This window comes from Kitasatospora sp. NPDC085895, assembly GCF_040702125.1.
Lineage (GTDB): Bacteria > Actinomycetota > Actinomycetes > Streptomycetales > Streptomycetaceae > Kitasatospora > Kitasatospora arboriphila.
In genome coordinates this window covers 1-4,029 of sequence record NZ_JBFBJY010000189.1, presented here as the reverse complement: position 1 = coordinate 4,029, position 4,029 = coordinate 1, and the positions used below count along the sequence as shown (strand labels likewise).

The 4,029-nt window shown below is 70.8% G+C and carries 4 protein-coding genes; 3 read left to right on the top strand and 1 reads right to left on the bottom strand.

Annotation, left to right across the window (positions count from 1 at the left end):
• Positions 1-574: 574 nt before the first annotated feature.
• On the bottom strand, positions 575-1,561 hold the full coding sequence (locus tag AB0442_RS41935) for a WYL domain-containing protein (RefSeq protein WP_366168774.1): 987 nt from the start codon (positions 1,559-1,561) through the stop codon (positions 575-577).
• A gap of 159 nt (positions 1,562-1,720) precedes the next feature.
• Here AB0442_RS41935 and AB0442_RS41930 point away from each other — a divergent pair, with 159 nt between their 5' ends.
• The 3 genes from AB0442_RS41930 (at position 1,721) to AB0442_RS41920 (ending at position 3,550) form a co-directional block, all read left to right on the top strand.
• Positions 1,721-2,179 carry a VOC family protein gene (locus AB0442_RS41930; protein ID WP_366168773.1) on the top strand — a complete coding sequence of 153 codons (459 nt, stop codon included), beginning with the start codon at positions 1,721-1,723 and terminating at the stop codon, positions 2,177-2,179.
• A gap of 85 nt (positions 2,180-2,264) precedes the next feature.
• Positions 2,265-2,681 carry a DUF1761 domain-containing protein gene (locus AB0442_RS41925; RefSeq protein ID WP_366168772.1) on the top strand — a complete coding sequence of 139 codons (417 nt, stop codon included), beginning with the start codon at positions 2,265-2,267 and terminating at the stop codon, positions 2,679-2,681.
• Between the two features lie 215 nt (positions 2,682-2,896).
• Positions 2,897-3,550, top strand: coding sequence for a DUF4232 domain-containing protein (locus AB0442_RS41920; RefSeq protein WP_366168771.1), 654 nt, complete (start codon positions 2,897-2,899; stop codon positions 3,548-3,550).
• The last annotated feature ends 479 nt before the right edge of the window (positions 3,551-4,029 follow it).

Below are 4,029 nucleotides of genomic sequence, written 5' to 3'. Positions count from 1 at the left end.
TGACCCAACTCGGCTACCAAGTGACACTGCAGCCGACAGAAGCCGCCTGACCTGGGACAACGAGTCCCGAGCGGGGGATTTTCGTACTAGCCGTTGGCTGGACACACCCCACCGCCAGTGCCGCCCGGGCCCCACACCCCCGAGGCCTGCGGCGGCCGGTGGTGGTCGCGCCTGGCGATGCGGCCTGCGGCGGCCTGGACGGGCCCGCAGGGACGGCGGACCGTCCCCTGCGGGGATTGGGTCCGGGAGTCCGCCGGCCCTGAGGGCGGCGAAGTCGGCGTGGGCCCGCTCGACCGCCTCGGGGTACGGAGTGTCCGGCGGGTGCCGATGGTGGACGGGCTCCGCCCCTTGCGCTTCCCGGTGGGGGTGATCAGGTCGGTCGAGTACCCTCGCTGGCCCCGTCGAGTGCCCGGCGGCGGAGCACGGCCTGGAGCATGTCATCGGTGAGGGGCGGGGCAGCCCGCCGTGTTTGCGCCGCGGGCTGCGGTGCCGAGCCCTTCGGGCGTCGTGTGTGGATCAGCGGTGGGCTGTGCCGGACGTTCGACGGGCTTGAGCGGCGCGGTGGGTTTCGTTCTCACGGCGTCGGACCGGTCTCGGGTCTTGCGGCGCGGGCGTAGCGGGCGGCGAGGTCTGCGAAGGCGGTGGCCAGCCGGGGCGGGCCGACGACGTCGATGTCGGTGTCGAAGCGGCCGATGGTCGCGGCGAGTCCGGTCCACGACCAGGAGCCGAGGACGAGTCGGCAGCGGCGCGGGTCCAGTTCCTCGACGATGCCGTCCGGGGCGAAGGGTGCGACCTCGGCGGCTGGGAGGTGGAGAACGACTTCGCCCAGGCAGGGCCAGTCGGTTGTGGTGCCGTCATTGCCGCGGAACCGGCTGATGACGAAGGTCGACACGTTGCCGCCGGGGAGTTCGCGAGGCGCGAAGCGGGGGCCGGTGGGCGTGCGGGGTCGGATGCGGTCGACGCGGAAGGTGCGCCAGTCCTGTCGGTCGAGATCGAAGGCCACGAGGTACCAGTGATGACGCCAGGTGACCAGGTGGTGGGGTTGCACGCGGCGGGGGTCGTCGGCGGAGGTGTGCGAGGCCGGGGTGTAGTCGAAGCGGAGTTCCTCGCGGGCGTGGATGACGCGGCCCAGGTCCGTCAGAACCTGGGTGTCGACCTGGGAGGTGTCGCGGTCCGCAGCTGGGACGGCGGTGACGCGCAACAGGTCGATGCGGTGGCGCAGGCGGGACGGCATGACCTGGCGGAGGGTGGCCAGGGCGCGGGCGGCGTCTTCGGCGACCGCGGTGCCGGCGACTGCGGTCTGCAGCGCGACGGCCAGGGCGACGGCCTGGTTGTCGTCGAACAGCATGGGCGGCAGGTCGGCGCCGGCCTGCAGCCGGTAGCCGCCGGCCGGTCCCTTGACGGTCGTGATCGGGTAGCCGAGTTCGCGCAGCCGGTCGATGTCGCGGCGCACGGTGCGCGGCGAGATGTCGAGACGCACGGCCAGATCCTCTCCGGACCAGTCACGGTGCGTCTGGAGGAGGGAGAGCAGCGCCAGCAGCCGGGAGGACGTCTTGTGCATGGGATCCATCCTTCCCGACGTACAGGACACTCCCTGTCCTCTACCTCCGCGAGAGTGGCGTACGAGCCGTTCGGGAGGCATCACCCCCGGCCACGGCAGCCGCCGGTCGGCAACAGGGCCGACGGCGCACATCTGTCACACCGAGGCAAGGAGCAGCTCATGTCCGTCACGACCACCACTCACCTGAACTTCCGGGGCACCGCGCGCGAGGCGCTGGACTTCTACCACTCCGTCTTCGGCGGGCAGGTCACGATCAACACCTACGCGGACTTCGGGATGCCGGCCGGGGTGCCCGGTTCCGACAAGGTCGTGTTCGGCCTCGTCGCCGCGGAAAACGGCTTCCGGGTCATGGGCTACGACATCCCCGGCGCGACCGAGGGAACCATCGCCGGCGGCGGTACGACCCGCCGCGAGAACAACACCACCATCACCGACCAGGCACTGTTCGTCTCCATCGGTTCCGACAGCCTGGACGAGCTTCAGAAGTACTGGGACGCCCTCGCCGTCGACGCCGTCATCGTCGAACCGCTGGCCGCCTCGGCGTGGAGCGCAGGCTTCGGCATGCTCACCGACCGCTTCGGCGTCACGTGGAGCGTCAGCGTCACCTCCGCTTCCTGACCCCACCGAGCCGCGGCGCGGAGGCGATCCGCGCCGCGGCTTCCTGGTCCTTCTCTCTCGCTTTCGTCACCGCTGAGGAAAACTCATGCTCGCTGCCCTGTCCGGGATCAACTGGCTCGCCGTGATCGTCGCCACCATCGTCTTCGCCGTCCTCGGCGGTCTCTACTTCGGCGCCATCGTCGCCAAGCCCTACAAGGTCGCGCTCGGCAACGAGAACCGCGAGCTGCCGAAGCCCGGCCCGATCTTCATCGTCGGACCGCTGGTCTCAAGCCTGCTCGTCGTCATCACCAGCGCGGTCCTCCTGCGGGCCCTCGAAACCGAATCCGCCGGCGCCGGCATCGGCTTCGGACTCGTCATCTCGATCGGCTACCTCATCGCGCAGACGCTGACCATCGCGATCAACCCGAACTTCCCCCGCCCGCTGCTGTACACGCTGATCAACGCACCCTACTTCATCGTCTGCACCGTGACGGCAAGCACCATCCTCACCCTCTGGCAGTGACCGGCACGCACGAAGGAGTCCCGACGACGCACTCGCCTGGCGAGGCCGCCACGACACCATGCTGCGCCAGCGAGTGCTGGGCGCCTACCCGCGCGAACTGGCCGGCATCGACCTGGACGAGCTCGATCGAGCACGTCCGACTCGACACCGAAAACTGACGATCGCCCACTCCAGGTCCCGACGTGACGGGACCGTTCGCACCTCTCGGAGGGTCCATGAACCCGCGCCTGTCCCGGCCGACCCTGGCCGCCGTCACAACTGTGGCACTCGGCCTGGGGGCGGTCGCCTGCACCGGAGACGCGGACCCCGCCCCGTCGAAGACGGCGGCGGGGGCGGCGTCGGGTGGTGGCACCGGCGGTGCGGCCGGCGCCTTCCCGGCCCGTTCCTCGGCCGCGCGGGTGCCCGCGGCGGCCGGCGGCCAGGCGGCAAGCCGATGCCATACGTCCGAGCTGAAGGCGGACGTGCAGATCCAGCCCGACCGCCCTGGCTCGGCCATGGTGATGCTGGTCAACAAGGGCACGCGGAGCTGTACGGTCTTCGGGTACCCGGGATTCGGTGGGCTGCTCGCCGACAACAGCCGCATCGACGTCACCACCGCGCGCGTCGCCCAGCCCGGACCGCCGACCCAGATCACGCTGAAGCCGGGGACCACCGCCTTCTCCGGCCTGGCGTGGGCGCCCTGCGACAAGTCGGACACCAGCTGCCGGGTCCTGTCGGGCCTGGTGGTGACGCCGCCGGACGAGACCACTCAACTGACCGCCGCGGTGATCGGCACCGACGGCAAGGCCGTTCCGCAACTGACCGTCTCGGCGGCCGGCCTGAAGGCCGGTACGCTGCAGCCGTCCAACCAGGGCGTGCTGCTCCCGTAGCGGTGTCCACGCCGTCGGCGGGCGGGCGCGCGGGCAACCGCATCGCGTCCACCCGAAAACCCGCTCGTGTGTCGGGCCGTGCCGGGATGCCCGTCGCCGCAAGGACGTTCACTGCCTCTGGGCGGGCACAGAGAACCGGCACAAGGCCGGCATGAAGCTCAAGCAGGCAGTCCGACCGGACGCCTCGCAGGACCCGGTGACCTAACCGCCGGGGGTCGGCCCTCCACGTCGCCGACGGAACTCCACGGGTTTCCTCCGGGTGAATTCGCTCAGCTTGAATTTAAAGGTTGCCCCTCGGCGTTCAGGCCGAGGGGTTGTCCTTTTTCTGCCGGTTCTTGCCGACGGGGTGGCGTGGTGCGGGGCTGGTGGGGCGGCCTTTCGGCCGGCCGGGGCCGGGGCAGGTGGCTTTCGGCGGGTTTGCGGGAGTGCCGACGATCCGCCGGATCCGGCGATAGCCGCGGCGGACCCGACCCGGGGTG